Genomic DNA, 18,992 nt, shown 5'->3' with positions numbered 1-18,992 from the left:
CCCTCAGGCCTTTTCCACGTTCACGCGGGTGGAATGGTATGCAGAGCATCCACCCATATCGGTCAGACGCGAAGTCGTCAGCGTATTGGTGTTGTTCTTGCCGTAAGGATTGGTGCTGCGCCAATTGCACTTGGCGGTACGAACAACGCCGGGTCCGACGCGTGTAGACACACGTGCGATGAAATAAGCTTCGCCGCGCTGGTTGGTCAAACGAACTCGATCGCCCATCTTGATGCCGAGTTTCTGGGCATCTTCCGGACTGATTTCGCATTCGTAAGCGTTAAATGCGCGGATGTACTTCACGTTGTAGAAGGAGGAATTGACACGCTGCGGAATACCGGGAGAGAGCAGACGGAACGGAAGTTTCTTCTCAACTTCGGGCATATCGTCTTCGCACAGGCCCAGATCGATGACAGGATCGAAACCGGCGCGCTTCATCATTTCGGAATAAAGCTCGATCTTGCCGGATTCGGTGCCGCACTTGCCGCCGGAGCGTACGGGAACGCTGGAGGGATAAGGCAGCTTGATCCACTTTTCCTTCTGCAGGCGTTCGAGGGTGATGCCCTGATACCAAGGTGCCTTGGTATTGAGCAGCTGGCGCATGATGTCAAAGGACGTATCCTTGAAGGCCTGGTCCTTGAAGCCCATGCGGCGGCCCCATTCGGCAAAGAAGTCCCAGTTGGGCATGGATTCGCCGACCGGTTCGATGACTTTTTCGCAAATCTGCAGGAACCAGCCGTGGTAGTCGCCGATGATGTCGTCCGTTTCAAACTGCGTGGAGGCAGGAAGAACCAAGTCGCAGTATTCCATGCTGTCGGTCATGATCATGTCGAAGCCAACGACGTAAAGATCGTCGCGCTTGAGATTTTCGATGACCTGATTGACGTTGGGCGAAACGGCGACCGGATTCCCGTTGTAGAAGAAGAACAGATGAATCGGCTTGATCGGCTGCGGTGGCGTCGTGTGATTGTCGATCAAGTTCTGGCTTGTCGGATTCTTAGCCTTCAATGCCTGATCCAGGTCGGTCATGTTGACATGTTGTTCCTTGCCGGTCAGGAAGTAGTTGCCGCGACCGTCAAAGTTGTTCATGCCGGTGATACTGCGGACATTGTCATAAATAATGCCGGCATTGGGACGGTCAAACATGCCGCGAAGAGCGTGCATGATGGCGATGGCGCGAGTCATGCGGGCGCCGTTGTAGTTGCGCTGCATGCCATAGCCGCCGCGGATGATGCAGTTCTTGGACTTGCCGTAGAGGGCGGCAAACTTTTCGATTTCGGCGCGTTTGCAGCCGGTGACGCGCTCAATGTCTTCCCATTTGACGGAGTTGACCTTTTCGAAAACCTTGTCGGCGCCGATACAGCACTTGTCCAGGAATTCGTGATCAATGGTTTCGTCGTGGGCGATCAAATACTTCATGACACCGGTCGCAACCCAAGCGTCACTACCCGGGTAGTTCTGCAGGTAGACGTCGGCTTGCGAGCAAATCGGCGTGCGGTTCGGGTTGACCGCAAGCACAACACCGCCCTTGTCACGCATTTGATTGATAAGCTTGATGCCGTGCACGTTGGAGACGGTTTCGTTGAAGCCCCAGCTGATGTAGCAGTCGCAATTCGGGATTTCATCGGGATCGGGACCGTCAGTCGTACCCTGAACGGAACCGTAACCCCAGACACCGGCTTCCGTGCACACCAGGCGATCCAGATAGCTGGCGCCTAGGCGGTTAAAGAAGCGTTCGCCGGAAGCGTGCATGCCGATGGCGCCGTAGTTGCCCGAGTAGGAATAGGGCAGAACGGCTTCAGGACCATATTTGGCAACGACTTCCTTAGTCTTGGTAATGAGTTTGGCCCATGCTTCTTCCCAAGTGATGCGGCGCCACTTGTGCGAACCCTTTTCGCCGATGCGTTCCATCGGGTGAAGAATGCGATCCGGGGCATAGGTGTACTCAACATAGGTCAGCCCCTTTACGCAGGGACAAGTTCCTGTCTTGGCTTGCTTTTCAGCGCCGCTTACGTAAGTCATGCGGCCGTCTTGAACGCGGAATTTCATCAAGCAGCGGTCAGCACAGTTGCGCAAGCAACTGTGGTACTTGACCGTACCAGCACGCTTGTTGAGCAGTTCGGGTTTGGCGCCCAGAGAGTTCATCGCATGCGCAGTTTCGGGGATAAGCCCCGAGAGGCTGCCGACGACGGCCATAGCGCCAGTGCCTTGCAGCAGTGTACGGCGGGAAATGCTCGGCATTGTTTTTCTCCTGGTAAATGATCTCCGTCTTGATTTACGGAGTATTTGTGCCGTGGAGCCGCATTTGGGGAAGTTGCGGTATCACGGTCCTTTGTTGTTGCTTTCTGAGGGGATTCAATGGTTTTATGACTTGGGATGTATCTCCTTTGAATTGGCTTGCAAGGCCAATTTCCAGTCTTCAGCCAGTCCGTCGACGAGTTGCCGAAGAACCCACTGAAACACCGGCGACTGGTTGGTGTGGCCGTAAGCGATATAGTTGCCGATGGGTTTGACTGCGCTGCGCAGTTTGCGGATGCGAGTCAAGATCGGAGTCGGAAGTTTGATGTAGTCCAAGCCCGTAACGGTGTTGGCGAAACGAAGCGTGAATTGGTTGCAGATGACCGCAACGGAATCGGATGAGGCAATCAACTGAAAAGCCGAGGCAACGGATTCCGTATAGGCGCGTACGCACATATTCGATCCGACCTCATGGCAAATGTCGACCAGCAGAGGACTGCTGTTGTCTCGGTAATTGTCGATTTCAACAAGCGGATAGCAGGACAAATCCGAGGCGCTGAAGTCGCCTGACAAAAGCGGATGTCCTTTGCGGCACAGCAAAAAGATGTCTCCCGTTTGCGAGAAACATTCAAAATTCAGACGGTTGTCGTTAAAACCTTCGTACACGACGGCGTAGTCAACCGTTCCGTTCAAAAGCTCATTGACGCAATCGTAAGTAAGCGCGCTTACATGAAAATGCATGCGCGGAGCCAACGGCTGAATGCGGGTTTGAATGACTCGCTGTACGGCGTAATTGAATTCGTCGTAAGCGCGAATTTCGATACTTCCCGTGCAAGTCGCCGGTAAAAAGCGCGTGTAACGCGTGTCGATTTTCCGCAGGATGGAAACAATGTCGCTCGTCGGAGAGGCAAGTTCGTGTGCCTTATTTGTCGGCACAAAACCATTGGCCGTGCGAACAAATAAAACGTCGTCAAAAACTGAACGTGCGGCAGCCAGAGCCCGACTGACAGTCGAGTTCGTAACACCGAGCTCCGCGGCGGCCAAGCTCGCGCTCTTGTGCTTGTATACAGCCAAGAAAATCTTGAGTTGCTGGACGGTGAGTTGGTCGACGGACATAAGGTTTATCCATTAAGAGTTAAGTCGAATATAGCAGTGAGGGTGGATGCTCCCGCCCTGAAAATATTGATGAAAATCAAAGTCAACAAAATTGCAATGAGGTAAATTTTCGTTTTTTGAAAAACGAAATAGCTTTGAAATCAATATGTTAGGCGAGAAAGAAAAGGATCATCAAATGATCTTTTTTATGGCTGATGAAGATCGAAAAGGCGTAAAAGATCGGCTCTGACGACCGCTATTTTTTAATGTAATAGCGAAATGGGGAAAATTACGCTCTTTTTGGGAAATGAGAGAGCGGTGAAGTGAGATCAGGCAGGAAGTTCGAAGATGTTTGGACGAAAAGCCGCATCCCGTTTCTGGTTGGGAACCAAAAGCTTAAGTGTTGGAAGGTGTTTTTCGGCACCGGCAACAAAGTAGGTGCAACGGAAAATGTCGCTGGAAGACGGGTTTAACAGACCGGCTTTTTGAAGTCGCATGCGTACGACACGTGCAACGGGTTTGCCCGGTTCCAACAGTTCCACTTCGGGCCCCATGATTTCCGAGATTGCTTCGGAAAGAAACGGGTAGTGCGTACAGCCGAGCACGAGTTTGTCCGCACCTGCATCTTTGATGGGGGTCAGGTATTTGAGAAGAAGTTCTCGCGTGGTTTCGCTGTTGAAGTCTCCGCGCTCCACGCACTCCATCAATCCGGGAGCGGCTACGGTCACCACTTTGACGTTGCCCGCAAAGCGCCTTAAGAGTGACAGATAGCGCGCGCTTTCCGTGGTTCTGCGGGTGGCGATGACGCCTATGACGCCGGTTCGGGTTTGAGCGGCGGCAGGCTTGACCGCCGGTTCGATTCCGATGATCGGAATCGATAACTCCTTGCGCAAAATGTCGGCGGCTGCGGCCGTTGCCGTGTTGCACGCCAGCACCACTGCCTTGGCCTGCTTTCGTAAAAGAAAATGCACGATGGCACGCGTGCGCTCCACGATGAAACTTTCGGGTTTGTCGCCCCAAGGCGTGTGGGCACAGTCGGCGCAGTAGAGGAACTGCTCGTTGGGCAGTTCCTCACGCAGCGCTTTCAGAACGGAAAGCCCGCCCAAGCCGGAGTCGAGAACGCCGATCGGATCGCGTGCCGCAGGCATGACGGGTTACGGCTTGGTCTTGTCGGCTGCGGCGCGGCCGAGACGGTCATTGACGGCAGCCCATGCGGGATCCGAGGGCGGAGCCTGCACCAGGATTTTTTTAGCGCCGCATGCGTCCAGATCGTGCATGGCTGCATAGAGAACGTGTGCGTAACCGGCGACATCACCGGGCGCCACGAGGCAGCGGCGAGCCTTGGATTGCACTTTCTGCGCAAGTTCGCTTTGGCCGCACATCAAAAAGGCGGTTTCTTCGAGAGCAATATCTTCGAGGTGCGCTTCCAGTTCTTCCGTGGGTACGATTTGCAGCTTTGTCTGCGGCGCATAGTGACTCTTGAGTCGCCCGGAGACGCGCGGTGCGTTTTCTCCGGCATTGAGTACCTCAAAACCGAGCTTTTCGGAGAGCATGGCGGCGGTCACGGCGCCGTGACGCAAAATGGTGGGCCTTTCCGAGGTGAGGTTCACAATGGTCGACTCCACGCCGACTTCGCATTCGCCGCCGTCAAGGATCATGTCGAGCTTGCCTGCGGGCTTAACGCCCAGATCATCGGCCACGTGCTTGGCGTTGGTCGGAGAAATGCGGCCGAACGTGTTGGCCGAAGGCGCCGTCACGGCCTTGTGTGTGGTGCCGGCAAAGCGCTTCAAAAGCGCACGCATCACCGGGTGAGAAGGGCAGCGGATGGCCACGGTGTCCTGACCGCCAGTGACGGCGTCGTTGACACGATCGCTCTTTTTGAAGACCAGCGTAAGAGGCCCCGGCCAGAATGCATCCGTGAGCGTCTTGGTGCACTCGGGAATTTCCGAGACCCAGGCCGACAGTGCTTCAAAGCCCGTCACGTGCACAATCAAAGGATGATCGGCAGGGCGGCCTTTGGCCGTAAAGGTGCTGCGCACGGCCGTCGGGTTATCGGCGTCTGCCGCCAGTCCGTAGACGGTTTCCGTCGGGACGGCAACGAGACCTCCCGCAGCAAGCACCTGCGCCGCTTTTTCGATGTCTTGCAGCGTTTTGTCCGAAAGCGTTGTTTCCGTGGCCATTTCGCGTCTTCTCCGTTACAGAGGTTCGGGAAGACCCAGAACCGAAGCGGCACGCTTGGCGCGCGAAAGTGCTTCTTCCTGTGTGGCACCGAGCACCGTTACGTGGCCCATCTTGCGGGCGCGGCGAGCTTCGGCCTTGCCGTAGAGATGCAGCTTGACGCCTTCGATTTTGAGAAGTTCTGCCCAGTTGGGTTCGCGGTGATTGTCGTTTTCGTCAAACCACAGGTCGCCCAGCAGGTTGAGCATCACACCGTGGCACAACGCCGACGTGTCGCCCAAGGGCAGACCGGCCATGGCGCGAACCTGCTGCTCGAACTGGCTGGTGACGGCAGCTTCGATCGTGACGTGACCGGAATTGTGCGGACGCGGAGCCATTTCGTTTGCCGAAACCGAACCGTCGGTGAGGACGAAGAATTCAATGCACAAAACGCCCTTGTACTGAAGCGTTTCGGCAATACGTGCGGCGTAGTCGCGCACCTTTTGGCTCACCTCGTCGGTTACTCGGGCCGGGAAAACGGTTGTGGCGAGAATGCCGTTGCGGTGCACGTTTTCAAACAAGGGAAACGTGACGGTCTCACCGGTGAGCGAACGCACGACGATCACCGAGACTTCTTTTGCAAGCGAAAGCTTCTTTTCGAGGATGCACACGCGGTTGCCGAGTTCGGCAAAGGCGGCCTTGGTTTCGGCGATGTTGTTGACGCTTCTCTGGCCTTTGCCGTCGTAGCCCATGCGGGCGGTCTTCAGAATTGCCGGGAAAAGCGATGCGTCCAGGGAGTCCGCGTCGTCGGCCGACAACAGCGCGGCGTGGGGTGCCACGGGGACGCCCGCAACGCTTTGCAAGAAGGTCTTTTCATCGATGCGATCCTGGGCGATTGCCACGGCGTGGGAGGCCGGAGCCGTGACGCAGGCGCCGTCGGCTGCCAAGGCGCTCAGCACTTCGGCGGGCACGTTTTCAAACTCGGTGGTGACGGCCGCCGTCGTTTGACGCAGCTCTTCAATGGCCTTCTTGTCGGTGTAGGCGGCGTCAATGTGATAGGCACTCACCTCCGAAGCGGGGCATTCGCCCTTTTCGAGCACTTTGACTTTGTAGCCCATGCTTGCGGCGGCTTGCGCAAACATGCGGCCGAGCTGGCCGCCGCCGAGAAGACCGAGAACGGAGCCGGGGGGAAGAGGGAAATTGGCTTGCATACAAACGATGGCAGTGGAAAGTGTTTGATTAGAGAGCGGGCAAAGTCATGTTGCGGGCTTTTTCGTTCTGTGCCTTACGGAAGGCCTGCAGCTTGGCGTAAAGCGCCTCATCGGTGACCGCAAGGATGCTCACGGCGTAGAGCGCGGCATTAGCGGCGCCGGCTTCGCCGATTGCAAATGTTGCCACGGGAACGCCCTTGGGCATCTGAACGATCGAAAGAAGGCTGTCTTCGCCGCGCAGGTACTTGGAAGGAACGGGAACGCCCAGAACGGGAACGACACACTTGGCGGCAATCATGCCCGGAAGGTGAGCAGCTCCGCCTGCACCGGCGATGATGCACTTGATGCCGCGTTCCTTGGCGGTTTCAGCGTATTCGAACATCTCGTCGGGCATGCGGTGGGCGCTCACGACGCGGGCTTCATAGGCAACGCCCATGTCCTTGAGAACAAGAGCGGCATTCTGCATCACGGCCCAGTCGGAGTCCGAGCCCATCACGATGCCCACAACGGGCTTTTGCGCAGTGTTTTCAGTCATGACAAAACTTCTTTCGAGATCAATAAAGCAAAGGTGCGCTCAGGCTTTGGCAAGCCCGGGCGCACGATCAAAGACGGTTAAAAAATCCGGATATCGAAATTATTCAACATCTTTACCGGAGAGCTTCACCAGCGCTTCGCGGTACTTGGCAGCCGTCTTTTCGATGATTTCAGCGGGCGGCACCGGAGCGGGCGGCGTCTTGTCCCACGTCTGAGTTTCAAGCCAGTCGCGGATGAACTGCTTGTCGTAAGAGGGAGGCGACATGCCGACTTCGTAGCTTTCGGCCGGCCAGAAGCGCGAGCTGTCGGGCGTGAGGACTTCGTCCATGAGGCACACCTGACCGTTTTCGTCCAGACCGAATTCAAACTTCGTGTCGGCAATGATGATGCCCTTGGTGGCGGCGAAGTCGGCGGCCTTCTTGTAGAGCGAGATCGTGAGGTCGCGCAACTGCGTGGCAATCGATTCGCCATAGAGCTCGACGACCTTTTCAAAGCTGATGTTTTCGTCGTGAGTGCCCACTTCGGCTTTGGCTGCCGGCGTGAAGATCGGTTCGGGCAGCTTTTCGGCCTGCTTGAGACCTTCGGGCAGTTTGATGCCGCACACGCAGCCGGTGGCCTGGTAATCCTTCCAGCCGCCGCCGATGATGTAACCGCGGGCAACGCATTCGATGAGGATGGGCTTTAAGCGCTTGACGACCATGGCACGGCCGCGGACCTGTTCGCGCTCATCTTCGGCGACGACCGTTTCGGGATCGATGCCGGTGAGCTGCGTGGGCATGCCTTCGGCAAGTTTTTCAAACCAGAAGTTGGTCAAAGCCGTGAGCACCTTGCCCTTCTTGGGAATCGGTACGGAAAGGATGACGTCAAAGGCGCTGATGCGGTCGGTGGCGATCATCAAGAGCTTGTCTTCGCCGACGGCATAGCACTCACGTACTTTGCCGCGGTAGACCAGAGGAAGGCTCTTGATGGAGGTCTGCATGATATCGGGCATGTCCGATTGTCTCCGTCAAGGAAAATGAAAATCGACGCACGGTGATCGCGAGCTTGAAGTCGCATCCAAGCCCGTGGAATGAACCGCACTGTAGCCGCTTAATTTTAAGCGCAAAGCGCTCTTCTCGCTTACACAAAAGTGCGCATTCGCTCAGTTTTTCTTTTTTTCAGGAAAAAGCTTCGAAATTCCTTTGACAAGACTGCCGACCAGAACGGCCGAAATCAGTGTGCCTTCGCGGATGCCGACAATTTCATTCAAAACGAAAAAGCCCAAAACGGCGGCCGACAAAACGAGAAAGCAGTCGAAAAACACCTTGATGCTTCCGAAGGCTTTCCGAGTCACCACAGAAATGGCGAGCACTGCACCTTCGCCCGGCTGAACCAAAGTTTTGGATCGGACTTGCAGCACGATGCCGACGGCCAGCCACAGGTTGCCGGCCAGGCTCATGACCAGACCTGCTGGCCACGATGTTGGTTCGATCAGTTTGGCAACAGCCATGCCGAGGTCAATGAAGATGCCGAAAACAAGCACAGCCGGAATTTGCAGGATGTTCCACTTGGGCATGGCTTTTCCAAGCAGCACCGCTTCAATCAAATAGAACAGAAGATTGATGAGAAACGTGGTGGTGCCGAAGGAAAGACCGGTAATGGCGGTCAGCGTCCACGGAACCGAACTGATCGGTGTGGTGCCCAAACCCGACGTCGTCGTCAGCGCGATACCGAAAGAGGCACAAGCCGTGCCGAACAGCAGCATAAAAATGCGAAACGGCAGATGCTTTCGATTGGACTGTGAGGTGGCGTTTGTGTCGGTTGAATTCTGGTTGTTGATGGTCAAAGTTAGTTGCTCCGTTTGCGCCGCATTGTACGGCGAGGCTCACTCTGTTCTGTTGACACATTTAGTCGGATCAATCCGACTCGGTTTGTTCCGACTAAGTTAAGCACTCATTCAAATGCGAGATCTTGTGACATTGCGATCGTGTTGTGATTGGATGTTTCGTTAATCGTGCGGATACGTGCGTATGAAACCAACTGCATAAAACCTTGTAGGAGGAATTCAATAATAAATTTGGGCTAAATCAGGCCTTTGGCAATTAACTTGTCAAGCGACCAATTCCTTTATTGCGGCATTCTTTATCTCCGATACAGTAAGAAAACTTGGCTCGGAAAGCCAGATAAAACAACGATTCGGAGCCTTCCTCGGGGCCGAAAAAAGCTTTCCAGTGCCGGAACAAAAAAACTCGAACAAAAGGGAGAACTTCATGGCTAGTTCGCAAGCCGTGCGGCAGGAGGCTGCCGCAAAAGGCCTGTATCGTCCGGATGCCGAGCACGACGCCTGCGGTGTCGGCTTTGTGGCCAATATCAAGGGACATGTATCGCACAAGATCATTGAAGATGCTTTGCTCATCCTTCACAATCTTGATCATCGCGGCGCCGTCGGTGCCGATCCCCTGTGCGGTGACGGTGCGGGCATTCTGATTCAGATTCCGGATGCGTTTTATCGTGAAGAAATGGCAGCGCTCGGAGTCAAACTCCCGGCGCCCGGCGACTATGGCGTCGGCATGATCTTTCTGCCGAGGGAGCCCGCTTCCCGCCAAGCCTGCGAGCAGGAGCTCGAACGCATGGTCAAAAAGGAAGGCCAGGTGGTGCTCGGCTGGCGCGACGTGCCCGTGGATCAAACGATGGAAATGAGCCCGACGGTGCGGGCCTCCGAACCCGTTATTCGTCAGATCTTTATCGGTCGCGGCCCCGACGTGATGGTTCAGGATGCCCTTGAGCGCAAGCTTTATGTGATTCGCAAGAGTGCTTCGCATCGAATCCAGTCACTGAAACTCAAACACGGCGGCGAGTATTTCGTACCCTCGATGAGTACGCGCACCGTGGTCTACAAAGGTTTGCTTTTGGCTGATCAGGTCGGACGCTACTACAGGGATTTGCAAAACCCTGCTTGCAAGAGCGCCGTTGCCGTCGTGCATCAGCGCTTTTCCACCAATACGTTTCCGGCCTGGGCCTTGGCTCATCCGTATCGCTATATCGCACACAACGGCGAAATCAATACCGTCAAGGGAAATTACAACTGGATTCGCGCTCGGGAAAACGTCTGGAAGTCGGCCGTTTTGGGAGACGACGTCAAAAAGCTCGTGCCGCTCATCTATGAAGGGCAATCCGATACGGCCAGCTTGGACAATGCCGTTGAGCTGCTCGTAATGGCGGGCTATTCGCTGCCGCAGGCTATGATGATGCTGGTGCCGGAGGCGTGGGAACGCTCCGAGACGATGGATGCCGATCGGCAGGCGTTCTACGCCTACCATGCTCCGATGATGGAAGCCTGGGACGGGCCGGCGGCGTTGGTCTTTACGAACGGCGTACAGATCGGTGCCATGCTCGATCGCAACGGTCTGCGACCGGCGCGCTACATCGAAACGGAAGACGACACGGTGGTGTTGGCCTCTGAAGTGGGCGTATTGCCCATTCCGGAAGGACGCGTTCGCCGCAAATGGCGCATTGAGCCGGGCAAAATGCTCTTTATCGATACGGTGCAGGGCCGCATCATTTCCGACGAAGAAATCAAGAATCAGGTGGCGCTCGACAAGCCTTATCGAGAGTGGGTGGAGCGACTCAATCTGCGTTTGGCTGATCTCAGCGCCGATGAAGAGTCAACCGCTCAAGCGCCGATGGCCGACGACCGATTGGCAGAGCTGCAGCGCGTATTCGGGATGACTCAGGAAGACGTAGACGTCGTTCTGATGCCGATGGCTACCAAGGGAATGGAGCCTACCGGGTCTATGGGAAACGACGCGGCTCTTCCGGTTCTTTCTCAAAAAACGCAGTCGTTTTTTGCCTACTTCAAACAGCTTTTTGCGCAGGTCACCAATCCGCCGATCGACCCGATCCGAGAAGAGTTGGTGACAAGCCTCATGAGCTTCATCGGCCCCAAGCCCAATCTCCTGGATGTCAACAATGTCAACCCGCCGCGGCGGATCGAAATTTTTCAGCCGGTGCTTGTTGAAAACGATATGGCCAAGCTGCGCACGATTGACGAGCACACGGCAGGAAAATTCCGCAGCTTCGAGATTGACATCACCTACCCGGCCGCCTGGGGCGACAGCGGCGTGGAGGCGCATCTGGCAAGTCTCTGCGCGCAGGCGGTCGATGCGATCGGCGAGGGCTACAACATCCTTATTCTGAGCGACGAAAACGTGAGCCGCGAGCGCGTGGCCGTTCCGGTTCTTCTGGCTTTAAGCGCGCTGCATCAGCATCTTATCCGGGAAGGATTGCGCACAAATACGGGTCTGATCGTGCACTCGGGGGCGGTTTTCGAGACGCATGACTTTGCGCTGCTTTTGGGGTACGGCGCCGAAGCTGTGCATCCGTATCTGAGTTTGGCACTGATCCGCAAGGCGGCTCCCTTGGCAGGGCTTTCGCCTGAGGATGCGGTGTCGCATTACGTCAAGGCCGTCGGCAAGGGACTCACCAAAGTAATGGCCAAGATGGGCATCTGCACGGTCATGAGCTACCGCGGAGCCCGCATCTTTGAAGCCGTCGGCCTTAACAGCGAGTTTGTGGACCGTTATTTTCACGGCACACCGTCCAAAATCGAAGGTTTGGGGCTGTTTGACGTCATGCGGGAGGCGGTTAAGCGGCACGACGCAGCCTACGCCAAACGCATGCCGATCAAGGCGCAATTGGATTCAGGCGGCCAATACGCCTGGCGTGCCGACGGCGAAGAGCATATGTGGACGCCCGAGGCGATCGTCAAGCTGCAGAGAGCGGCTCGCCAGAAGAACTATCAGACCTACAAGGAGTACGCATCAATCATCAACGATCAGAGCCGTCGGCAGATGACGCTGCGCGGTTTGTTGCGTTTTAAGACGGAAAACTGCACTCCGGTTCCGATTGACGAGGTGGAGCCCGCCAAGGACATCGTCAAGCGTTTTGCGACGGGCGCGATGAGCATGGGCTCCATTTCTGCGGAGGCTCATGCGACGCTTGCCGTTGCCATGAACCGCATCGGAGGCAAGAGCAACACAGGCGAAGGCGGTGAAGATCCGAAACGCTATGAGGCCGAACTCAAGGCGGGACACTCCGTTGTCAAAAAAGGCATGACGGTTGCCGATGTTCTCGGACATGATCGCATTGTGGCCGACATCGAGCTCGAAGACGGTGACAGTCTGCGCTCGCGCATCAAGCAGGTGGCAAGCGGTCGCTTCGGCGTGACCGAGCAATATCTGGCTAGCGCCGATCAGATTCAGATCAAGATGGCTCAAGGCGCCAAGCCCGGTGAAGGAGGACAACTTCCCGGACACAAGGTGACCGAATACATTGCCGAACTGCGCTATTCGGTGCCCGGCGTGGGATTGATTTCTCCGCCGCCGCACCACGACATCTATTCGATCGAAGATCTGGCGCAACTCATCCATGACCTCAAGTGCGCCAACGGCAAGGCCGATGTTTCGGTCAAGCTCGTGAGCGAAACGGGCGTGGGAACGGTGGCCGCAGGCGTTGCCAAAGCCAAGGCCGACCATATTGTCATTGCCGGACACGACGGCGGTACGGGCGCAAGCCCCGTTTCTTCCGTCAAGCACGCCGGAAGCTGCTGGGAGGTGGGATTGGCCGAAACGCAGCAGACGCTTGTCGTCAACAAGCTGCGCGAGCGCGTGGTGCTGCAGGTCGACGGACAGATCAAGACCGGGCGCGACGTGGTGATCGGGGCCATGCTAGGCGCCGACGAGTTCGGGTTTGCCACGGCGCCTTTGGTGGTCGAAGGCTGCCTGATGATGCGCCAGTGTCATCTCAACACGTGTCCTGTCGGCATTGCCACGCAGGATCCTCAATTGAGGAAACGCTTCAAAGGGCAGCCCTCGCATGTGGTCAACTACTTCTTCTTCGTGGCCCAAGAGGTACGTGAAATCATGGCGCAGCTGGGTGTTCGACGGTTTGAAGAGTTGATCGGACGCAGTGACCTTCTGGAGCAGCGAGACGACATTGACAACTGGAAGGCTCAAGGCGTCGATCTTGCCCGAGTGCTGTACAGGCCGCAGAGCCGTCCTGAGGAACGGCGCCATCGTTTGGCCCAAAAGCATGATCTCGAAAAGAGTCTGGACGCACAAATTCTTGCCGAAATTGATCGACACATCCGGCAAGGTCATGCTGTCCGTAAAACCTACGCCATACGCAATATCAACCGTACGGTGGGCACGCAGATTGCGCACGCAATCGTTGATCTGTACGGCGCACAGGGGTTGGCCGACGATACGGTGCACTTGACGTTCAAAGGGACGGCCGGTCAGTCGTTCGGGGCCTTTGCGGTACCCGGCATGACGATGGTGCTCGAAGGCGACGCCAACGACTATGTCGGCAAAGGGCTCTCGGGCGGCCGCATCATCGTGAAGGCGGGAGACGACTTTCATGGCAAAGCGCAGGAAAACATCATTGCCGGCAATACGACGCTTTACGGAGCGACTTCTGGCGAAGCCTATTTCAACGGTGTCGCAGGCGAGCGCTTTGCGGTGCGTCTGTCGGGAGCAAGCGCCGTTGTGGAAGGCACGGGGGACCATGGCTGCGAATACATGACGGGAGGTACTGTGGTGGTGCTCGGCAAAACGGGGCGCAACTTTGCTTCGGGCATGTCGGGCGGGGTGGCCTATGTGTTTGACGCCGAGGGCGACTTCGAGTCGCATTGCAACACGTCGATGGTTGCGCTTGAGCGAGTTGTCGCGAAATCCGAGCAGAAGCGTTCGGGCGATTCGCGTACATGGCATCTCGGCAAGACCGATGAAGAGCTCTTAAAGGAGCTCATTGAGCGCCACGCGCGGTTTACGGGCTCCAAATTGGCCGCAGAACTGCTTGAGCATTGGAGCAATGCTCGCGCGCGTTTCGTGAAAGTGATGCCGCTTCAGTACAAGGAAGCGCTTTTGGCCGGTGCCGGTCGGCAATAACAGGAGACGACAATGACCGTAAACAAAAATCAGCCGAATGCACCGCTGCAGCGCATTGAGTTCGGTCACCAGAGCGTGGAAGAGCGCATCAAGCATTTCGGAGACTTCACGATTGCTCTCGATGACGAGCAGATTCATCAACAATCGATGCGCTGTCTGCATTGCGGTACGCCGTTTTGTTCGGCAAGCTGCCCGCTGCATAACCGACCGGTGGACTTCAATCGTCTCGTGCTTGACGGCAAGTGGCGAGCCGCCTGGGAATGCCTGAATTCGACGAGCAGTTTTCCGGAATTTACAAGCCGCGTGTGTCCGGCCATTTGCGAAGCCGGCTGCACGCAGTATTACCTCGAAGACGCTGCCGTCGGCATTAAAACCATTGAGCGAGCCATCATTGATCGTGCGTGGCTTTCGGGTTGGGTCAAGCCCGTCAAGCCTCTGGTCAAAACGGGCAAGCGCGTGGCAGTGGTGGGTTCGGGCCCTGCGGGTCTGGCCTGTGCGCAGCAGTTGGCGCGAGCCGGGCACAAGGTGACGGTGTACGAGAAAAACGAGAAAGCGGGCGGTTTGCTGCGCTACGGCATTCCGGACTTTAAGCTTCCCAAAGATCTCATCGATCGACGCATCGAGCAGATGCAGGCCGAGGGCGTTGCGTTCAAGTTCGGTACCGCAGTCGGCGTCAAGTCGTTTTCGCAGGGGGTGTTTTCACAGGCCCAAAAGACGGTGTCGGCAGACAAACTCAAGCGTGACTACGACGCTGTTGTTCTGTCGTGCGGGTCGGAGACGCCGCGAGATCTCAAGGTGCCGGGAAGGGAAGCCAAGGGCGTGCATTTCGCGCTGGAACTTTTGATCGGACAGAACCGTGCCGTTTCAGGCGAACTCGATGAAACGCCGATTTCCTGCAAGGACTGCAAGGTGGTCATCATCGGAGGCGGCGACACCGGCAGCGACTGCGTGGGCATCGCAAGGCGACAGGGCGCCGAAAGTATCGTTCAGCTCGACATCGGACCGTGTCCGCCTCTGCAGGAGGATAAGGCTGCCACGTGGCCCGATTGGCCTCGGAAACTTCGCACCTCATCGTCTCACGAAGAAGGCTGCGAAAGACTGTGGGGAATTTCCACCAAAGAGATTTTGGTCAATGATTCGGGAGCGGTGCGTGGACTGCATTGCGTGAAAGTGAGACTGGATCCGGCCACAAAGAGACTCACGCAAGAACCCGGGTCGGACTTTGAGATTGCGGCCGACCGCGTGTTTTTGGCAATGGGATTCTCACATCCGACCGAAGAACTCTTGGAGGCCTTCGGCATTCAACGCGATGCGCGGGGCAACGCCAAGGCGGGCACCGAGACGGATCTTCGACCGTTTGAATCGTCTGTCGCAGGAGTGTTTGCCTGCGGAGATACGCGAAGCGGTCAATCGCTTGTCGTCCGAGCCATGAGCGAGGGACGCCGCTGCGCACGAGCCGTGGATCTCTATCTCATGGGAACGACGGAGCTGCCGGCTTTCCGAGCGTGACTTCAGGAGAGTTGCCGAGTCATACGAACTCGGCAGCTCTCAGGAACAGAATCAGTGCGCCATGATCGGAGAGACGAAAGCGTCCCATAGCACCACGCACCACACAAAGATGCAGAACGTGAGCGCAAAGAGCACGGCGCAGCTGCCAGCATCCTTGGCGTACTTGCTCATGGGGTGAATTTCCGGGCCGATGCGATCAATTGCAGCCTCAACGGCGGAATTCAAGAGCTCGGTCACCAGCAGAAACACGAGGGCGAAAACCGCAAAGAGCTTGAGCGTGAAGGCGGCCGGGATGAAAACGAGGGCAACGAGGCCGATCACGGACAGAATGGATTCCTGGCGGAAGGCTTCTTCGGTTTGAAAGGCTTTCAAAAAGCCGTCTCGCGAGTAGCGCGTGGCGTTGATGAGGCGCCGAATGCCGGTTTTGCCTTTTAAGTCACGAGCATCCTGAGGCATAACGAAATTTCCTGCGTTAAAAAAAGCGTCAAAAAAATGCGGCCGAGGAAGCAATTTCCGCGGCCGCAATACTGTGGCGCAAAGACCGAATTACTGAACCTTCTGCGCGAGCTCGCCGGCATCGTACTTGGCGGCCATCACGGAAAGCGAGATCGGCTTGATGCGGGCGCCCTGACCCTCGCAACCGAACTCAAGATAGCGCTGCTTGCACAGTTCGTAAGCGGCCTGACGGGCCTTCTTGAGGTATTCGCGCGGATCGAACTTTTCGGGGTGCTCGAAAAGGAAGCGGCGCGTGGCGGCGGTCATTGCCAGACGAATGTCCGTGTCGATGTTGACCTTGCGCACGCCGTGCTTGATGGCTTCCTGAATTTCGGAAACGGGCACACCATAGGTTTCGCGCATGCTGCCGCCGAATTCGCGGATTTCAGCGAGGTATTCCTGCGGAACAGAGCTCGAGCCGTGCATCACGAGGTGGGTGTTGGGCAGACGTTCGTGGATTTCCTTGACGCGCTGGATCGAAAGAATTTCACCGGTGGGCTTGCGCGTGAACTTGTAAGCGCCGTGGCTCGTGCCGATGGCGATGGCCAGAGCGTCGAGCTGGGTTTCACGCACGAAGTCGGCGGCCTGATCGGGATCGGTGAGAAGCTGTTCACGGGACATGGTCGCATCCGTGCCGTGACCGTCTTCCTTGTCGCCCTTCATGGTTTCCAAAGAACCCAGGCAGCCGAGTTCGCCTTCGACGGACACGCCGATGCAGTGGGCGTTTTCAACCACGCGGCGGGTGACGTCGACGTTGTATTCGTAGGAGGAAATGGTCTTGCCGTCGCTCATAAGCGAACCGTCCATCATCACCGACGTAAAGCCCATGCGCATGGCGATCTGGCAGACGGCCGGGCTCTGGCCGTGGTCCTGATGCATGCAAACCGGAACGTCCGGCCAGCTTTCCACGGCGGCTTCGATGATGTGGCGCAGGAACGCTTCGCCGGCATACTTGCGGGCGCCGGCGCTCGCCTGCATGATGACCGGAGCGCCGACTTCGGCGGCAGCCGTCATGATGGCCTGCACTTGTTCGATGTTGTTGACGTTGAAGGCGGGAACGCCGTAACCGTTTTCCGCTGCATGATCAAGCAGCTGGCGCATGCTCACTAATGCCATGTCGTGTATGTCCTAAATCGTGGCGTGCGTCCCGAAAAAGACGCAACACAATACGAGCGCTTCGAAGAAACGCCTACTTTGAATTTGAGAAGCATTCTACCAAGAGAGAGTTTGGAACTAGAGCAAATGTTGCAATCCGTCACGAGCCGCTCTCAAGGATGCTTCCGGTGCTCCCATCAGTTCTTGGTTTTGAGTGCGGCGTGCCCGTGAGCAAGTGAGTCGGCCACGCGAACTTTTGAAACCCAAAGTGCGATGACCGACAGCGTGACGCCCGCCAGACACAGGCCTACGGCCGTGCACATCCAGAAGCCCTCGGCGCGCAGCGGTTGCCCGAAAAGGAACGTGCCGTCAAAGGCGAAATAGTAGCCTCCGCCCAAGCCCACACCCCAGAGCATTACGCCGTAGATGATCATCGGAAGCATCGTGACGCGGTAGCCTCGCAGCGCAAAATTCGAAACCGTCTGCGCGGCGTCGGTGATGTGGTAGATCATGCCGAATACCAGAAGCGAAGCGGCAAGCGATGTCACTGCGGTTTCCTTGGAGTAGAGCCCCAGCAGGAAATCCTGTCCGAAATACATGAAGGCCACAGAACAGGCCGCGATGGCCAGTGCTACCTTCAGGCCTCGCACCGTGATCTCGCGTGCGGCCTTTGGACTGCCGGCACCGAGCGCTTGGCTTACCATCACGCACACGGCAATGGCGATGGAAAGCGGTATCTGATAGAGCGTTGCGGTGATGTTGCCGACGATCTGGTGCGCGGAGACATCGGTCGTACCCAGGCGAGAAATGAAGATCGCCATGAGCGTAAAGGAGCTCACTTCAAAGAAAATCGAAAGGCCGATCGGCACGCCGAGTTTGAGTTGAGCAAAAACAGCCTTGATCTGAGGCCAGAAGAAGCGCTCGGCGCGCATCTTGTCGTAGAAGGTGTCCTCCTTGTAGATGACGATGTAGCAGATGAGCGCCAGCCACGCGTCAACAGCGAGCGACAACCCGGCACCCGCGCCGCCCAGTGCGGGAAAGCCGAGCCAGCCGTACATGAAGATGCAGTTGAGCGGTATCTTGCAGGCGAGCATCAAAAGGCTCACGTACATTGTCACGCGAGGGCGGCTCACCGCCGCATTCAGAGCAATGAAGCTTCGGGAGACGATCGACGCGAAAATACCCGGTGCGGAAAAGACGAGAAAGAGCGAGGTCATGCGAGCAACCTCGCCCGAGACCCCGCCGAATTTCGTCCAAAAATCCGTTTGCAACAACAATACGCAGCCGATGATGCCCAGCAGAATCGCCAGCCAGAGGTTTTGAGAAAGTTCAAAGCCGATTGCTTTGTAATTGCGTGCGCCGTAGTGGTGACCGACGATAGGGGAGAGCCCCTGCAATATGCCCACCAGTCCGAAAAGAACCATGACGGAGGTCGCACCGCCCAAAGCGACGACGGCAAGATGCTCTTTGCCGAGGTTGCCGGTCATCAAGGTGTCGATTGTGGCTGCGCCCATCAACGCCAGATTGGCGATGAAGATCGGGGCGGAGAGTTTGGCAAGCGCCCCGAGGCTGACATCGGGCTCGGCGGCGTGGTGCGGAACGATTTCAGGGTTTTTGTCGTTGGATTTGACGGCTTCGCTCATACGAAAAAAGACTCGAGGAAAGGCAATCCGGGCGAAAGGAGGCGCCTTTGGAAGACTCCTCAAACCTTCGGCGTCGATATCCCACAGGT

General features: G+C 56.7%; 13 protein-coding genes. 2 read left to right on the top strand and 11 right to left on the bottom strand.

The genetic code is table 11. The features are described 5' to 3' along the window. Positions 1–3: 3 nt before the first annotated feature. The 8 genes from DW133_RS07170 to DW133_RS07135 all read right to left on the bottom strand — a co-directional run bounded on the left by DW133_RS07170 (position 4) and on the right by DW133_RS07135 (position 9,060). Positions 4–2,241: a molybdopterin-dependent oxidoreductase gene (locus DW133_RS07170; RefSeq protein WP_118275967.1), complete on the bottom strand. Its 2,238-nt coding sequence runs from the start codon at positions 2,239–2,241 to the stop codon at positions 4–6. A 123-nt stretch (positions 2,242–2,364) separates the two neighbouring features. Then, positions 2,365–3,354, bottom strand: coding sequence for a LysR family transcriptional regulator (locus DW133_RS07165; protein ID WP_118275966.1), 990 nt, complete (start codon positions 3,352–3,354; stop codon positions 2,365–2,367). A gap of 308 nt (positions 3,355–3,662) precedes the next feature. Continuing rightward, on the bottom strand, positions 3,663–4,481 hold the full coding sequence (gene murI, locus DW133_RS07160) for a glutamate racemase (protein WP_118275965.1): 819 nt from the start codon (positions 4,479–4,481) through the stop codon (positions 3,663–3,665). Positions 4,482–4,487: 6 nt separating this feature from the next. Then, on the bottom strand, positions 4,488–5,513 hold the full coding sequence (locus tag DW133_RS07155; RefSeq protein WP_118275964.1) for an L-threonylcarbamoyladenylate synthase: 1,026 nt from the start codon (positions 5,511–5,513) through the stop codon (positions 4,488–4,490). Between the two features lie 15 nt (positions 5,514–5,528). Beyond that, a complete protein-coding gene (locus tag DW133_RS07150) occupies positions 5,529–6,701 on the bottom strand; it encodes a 5-(carboxyamino)imidazole ribonucleotide synthase (RefSeq protein WP_118275963.1) in 1,173 nt (390 codons plus the stop codon). A gap of 28 nt (positions 6,702–6,729) precedes the next feature. After that, positions 6,730–7,236, bottom strand: a complete 507-nt coding sequence (purE, locus tag DW133_RS07145) for a 5-(carboxyamino)imidazole ribonucleotide mutase (RefSeq protein WP_118275962.1) — start codon at positions 7,234–7,236, stop codon at positions 6,730–6,732. Positions 7,237–7,335: 99 nt separating this feature from the next. Then, complete coding sequence (locus DW133_RS07140; RefSeq protein WP_118275961.1) at positions 7,336–8,226, bottom strand: phosphoribosylaminoimidazolesuccinocarboxamide synthase; 891 nt, start codon at positions 8,224–8,226, stop codon at positions 7,336–7,338. A 150-nt stretch (positions 8,227–8,376) separates the two neighbouring features. Beyond that, positions 8,377–9,060 (bottom strand): YitT family protein, encoded by a 684-nt coding sequence (locus tag DW133_RS07135; protein ID WP_233542142.1) that lies wholly within the window; start codon positions 9,058–9,060, stop codon positions 8,377–8,379. Positions 9,061–9,484: 424 nt separating this feature from the next. Here DW133_RS07135 and DW133_RS07130 point away from each other — a divergent pair, with 424 nt between their 5' ends. Together DW133_RS07130 and DW133_RS07125 are read left to right on the top strand one after the other, a co-directional pair. After that, on the top strand, positions 9,485–14,161 hold the full coding sequence (locus DW133_RS07130; protein WP_118275988.1) for a glutamate synthase-related protein: 4,677 nt from the start codon (positions 9,485–9,487) through the stop codon (positions 14,159–14,161). A 12-nt stretch (positions 14,162–14,173) separates the two neighbouring features. Then, the gene (locus DW133_RS07125) at positions 14,174–15,670 is read left to right on the top strand and encodes a glutamate synthase subunit beta (RefSeq protein ID WP_118275959.1); all 1,497 of its coding nucleotides are present in this window, start codon (positions 14,174–14,176) and stop codon (positions 15,668–15,670) included. 51 nt (positions 15,671–15,721) lie between these two features. Here DW133_RS07125 and DW133_RS07120 read toward each other — a convergent pair whose 3' ends face one another. From DW133_RS07120 to DW133_RS07110, 3 genes are all read right to left on the bottom strand, one after another. Beyond that, positions 15,722–16,126, bottom strand: a complete 405-nt coding sequence (locus DW133_RS07120; RefSeq protein WP_118275958.1) for a diacylglycerol kinase — start codon at positions 16,124–16,126, stop codon at positions 15,722–15,724. 90 nt (positions 16,127–16,216) lie between these two features. After that, positions 16,217–17,281: a class II fructose-bisphosphate aldolase gene (fba, locus tag DW133_RS07115; RefSeq protein WP_118275957.1), complete on the bottom strand. Its 1,065-nt coding sequence runs from the start codon at positions 17,279–17,281 to the stop codon at positions 16,217–16,219. A gap of 176 nt (positions 17,282–17,457) precedes the next feature. Then, complete coding sequence (locus DW133_RS07110; protein ID WP_158571146.1) at positions 17,458–18,903, bottom strand: MATE family efflux transporter; 1,446 nt, start codon at positions 18,901–18,903, stop codon at positions 17,458–17,460. Positions 18,904–18,992 lie beyond the last annotated feature (89 nt).

The organism is Sutterella sp. AM11-39, from assembly GCF_003472385.1.
In the GTDB taxonomy this organism is placed as follows: Bacteria; Pseudomonadota; Gammaproteobacteria; order Burkholderiales; family Burkholderiaceae_F; genus Duodenibacillus; species Duodenibacillus intestinigallinarum.
This window is presented reverse-complemented; position numbering and strand designations above follow the sequence as displayed.

What these genes read in the sequence shown, in the direction of transcription:
- DW133_RS07110 (WP_158571146.1), bottom strand. Translation starts at nt 18,903, where the DNA reads ATGAGCGAAGCCGTCAAATCCAACGACAAAAACCCTGAAATCGTTCCG.
- murI (WP_118275965.1), bottom strand. Translation starts at nt 4,481, where the DNA reads ATGCCTGCGGCACGCGATCCGATCGGCGTTCTCGACTCCGGCTTGGGC.
- DW133_RS07140 (WP_118275961.1), bottom strand. Translation starts at nt 8,226, where the DNA reads ATGCCCGATATCATGCAGACCTCCATCAAGAGCCTTCCTCTGGTCTAC.
- DW133_RS07170 (WP_118275967.1), bottom strand. Translation starts at nt 2,241, where the DNA reads ATGCCGAGCATTTCCCGCCGTACACTGCTGCAAGGCACTGGCGCTATG.
- DW133_RS07130 (WP_118275988.1), top strand. Translation starts at nt 9,485, where the DNA reads ATGGCTAGTTCGCAAGCCGTGCGGCAGGAGGCTGCCGCAAAAGGCCTG.
- DW133_RS07165 (WP_118275966.1), bottom strand. Translation starts at nt 3,354, where the DNA reads ATGTCCGTCGACCAACTCACCGTCCAGCAACTCAAGATTTTCTTGGCT.
- fba (WP_118275957.1), bottom strand. Translation starts at nt 17,281, where the DNA reads ATGGCATTAGTGAGCATGCGCCAGCTGCTTGATCATGCAGCGGAAAAC.
- purE (WP_118275962.1), bottom strand. Translation starts at nt 7,236, where the DNA reads ATGACTGAAAACACTGCGCAAAAGCCCGTTGTGGGCATCGTGATGGGC.
- DW133_RS07125 (WP_118275959.1), top strand. Translation starts at nt 14,174, where the DNA reads ATGACCGTAAACAAAAATCAGCCGAATGCACCGCTGCAGCGCATTGAG.
- DW133_RS07120 (WP_118275958.1), bottom strand. Translation starts at nt 16,126, where the DNA reads ATGCCTCAGGATGCTCGTGACTTAAAAGGCAAAACCGGCATTCGGCGC.
- DW133_RS07150 (WP_118275963.1), bottom strand. Translation starts at nt 6,701, where the DNA reads ATGCAAGCCAATTTCCCTCTTCCCCCCGGCTCCGTTCTCGGTCTTCTC.
- DW133_RS07155 (WP_118275964.1), bottom strand. Translation starts at nt 5,513, where the DNA reads ATGGCCACGGAAACAACGCTTTCGGACAAAACGCTGCAAGACATCGAA.